This window comes from Aeromonas sp. Prich7-2 (assembly GCF_017939255.1).
GTDB classification, from domain to species: domain Bacteria; phylum Pseudomonadota; class Gammaproteobacteria; order Enterobacterales; family Aeromonadaceae; genus Aeromonas; species Aeromonas caviae.
This window is the reverse complement of the sequence record NZ_JAGKRI010000176.1, coordinates 1-1,496: the sequence shown is the minus strand read 5'-3', so window position 1 is coordinate 1,496 and position 1,496 is coordinate 1. Positions and strand designations below refer to the sequence as shown.

The 1,496-nt window shown below is 60.0% G+C and carries 3 protein-coding genes and 1 pseudogene; 2 read left to right on the top strand and 2 right to left on the bottom strand.

Going from position 1 to position 1,496, the window contains the following annotated elements; genetic code table 11:
• A partial coding sequence (locus tag J9892_RS20440; protein ID WP_210538798.1) for a zinc ribbon domain-containing protein occupies positions 1-211 on the top strand: 211 nt, incomplete at its 5' end.
• 52 nt (positions 212-263) lie between these two features.
• On the opposite strand, the pseudogene J9892_RS20435 reads toward J9892_RS20440, so the two are convergent.
• Positions 264-485 (bottom strand): annotated as a pseudogene (locus J9892_RS20435) (radical SAM protein); the annotation flags it as partial.
• Between the two features lie 174 nt (positions 486-659).
• Here J9892_RS20435 and J9892_RS20430 point away from each other — a divergent pair.
• Positions 660-1,250, top strand: a complete 591-nt coding sequence (locus J9892_RS20430; RefSeq protein ID WP_052815418.1) for a tetratricopeptide repeat protein — start codon at positions 660-662, stop codon at positions 1,248-1,250.
• Positions 1,251-1,412: 162 nt separating this feature from the next.
• On the opposite strand, the gene J9892_RS20425 is transcribed toward J9892_RS20430, so the two are convergent.
• Positions 1,413-1,496, bottom strand: an 84-nt coding sequence (locus J9892_RS20425) for a transposase (protein ID WP_210538448.1), incomplete at its 5' end; no start/stop codon positions are given.

The following is a 1,496-nucleotide window of genomic DNA, read 5'->3' as shown; positions in this document are numbered from 1 at the left end:
CGCCTGTTGTGGGCATACTGCGAAGGATAACCGCCAGACGCAAAGCCAGTTTAAATGCGCTGCGTGTGGTTATGAGGCAAACGCCGATGTGAACGGCGCTCGCAATATTTTAGCGGCGGGACACGCCGTTTTAGCCTGTGGAGGCGTGGTGCAATCAGGCCGCCCGATGAAGCAGGAACCCGGTACTGCGCGAGCAGCTATCACCCAGTAATGGGAATCCCCCTCCTGTGACGCGAAGCGCTAAGGTGGGGGAGGATGTCAAGCTCGCACCCCTGATAGGGATTGATGGAGCGACTGAAGGGAAGATCCGGCGAATCGTTGTAGCTGATGATGCTGCGGGCGCTGATCTCCGTCACCTCGGTGCGGGGAGCGCTGGCGGCAAATGCCGCGTCCCAGTCGCTCTGACTCCAGCCGTCGTCAACGGTTTCTATTTGCGGGCCGCTGAAGCGGTGCTCGACATTGTGGTTCGCGCCTCGTCCTGCCATCACATCACCAATGCACTGTTTATATATACAGTTATTTTGCTGTGTCGCCCGTCAAACTGCAAGTTCGCAAAGAGCGACCCCATGAAAGAGGGTGAACCCAGGTGATCTCCTGCTTGATCTGTTGCTACATTTCGTTTACATAGACGAAATGCGAACCAGATCACGGAAAATGTCATGCAACCTACTATCGCCCGCTGGCTCTTCATCGCCCTCATTGCGCTGGTCATCTGGCGTCTGATCCCGCTCTCCACTGAGCAGGAGCTGGCGGCGGCCAACCGCGCCTGGCGGACAGGGCACTTTGATGAGGCGACCCGGATCTGGACGCCGCTGGCGGAGCAGGGCCAGCCACGGGCACAGGCGCTGATGGGTTGGAGCCATGAAGTGGGGCAGGGGAGCGAGCAGGATATGGATCGCGCCATCCGACTCTATCGTCAGGCTGCGCAGGCGGGGGACGCTTTCGGCCAGTATCGGCTGGGAGAGGTCTATCTGCGCGGGGCCGGGGTGAAGCGGGATCTGCACGAGGCGTTTCGCTGGATGGAGCTGGCAGCCAGGAACGGTGATGTGCCCGCCATGCTGAAGGTGGGCATCCTGCAACTGATGGGGGTCAACGGGCGGGTTGAACTGGCCGAGGCGAAGCAGTGGCTCTATCAGGCCTCGCAAAAGGGCAACAAGATGGCACTCCAGGTGTTGCAGGAGATGGCGCTGGCCGAGGAGGGGCGCAGCGCCTTCGATTTCAATGGCCACTCTTTTCTGAACGCCGGTTAGGGATCAACGGCTGGCGGTGACTTTGCCGGGCGTCACGTCGGTGACATAGAGGGTACTGCGCTCGGCACTGTGGACGATGCTGCATACCTCCCGCTTGCTGCCATCTTAAATGCGAAAGGGGACTCCCTCCGACGTAGGTGGGAGGGGAATTTCGCCGGGGCGTCAGCCCCGCTGGTTTTGAATGTATTGCTTGATCACCTCTAACGGCGCACCGCCGCAAGAGCCCACAAAGTAAGAGCATGACCA

Bases quoted from the DNA above. Each gene is read 5' to 3' on its own strand.
- J9892_RS20430 (WP_052815418.1), top strand. From the start codon at position 660: ATGCAACCTACTATCGCCCGCTGGCTCTTCATCGCCCTCATTGCGCTG.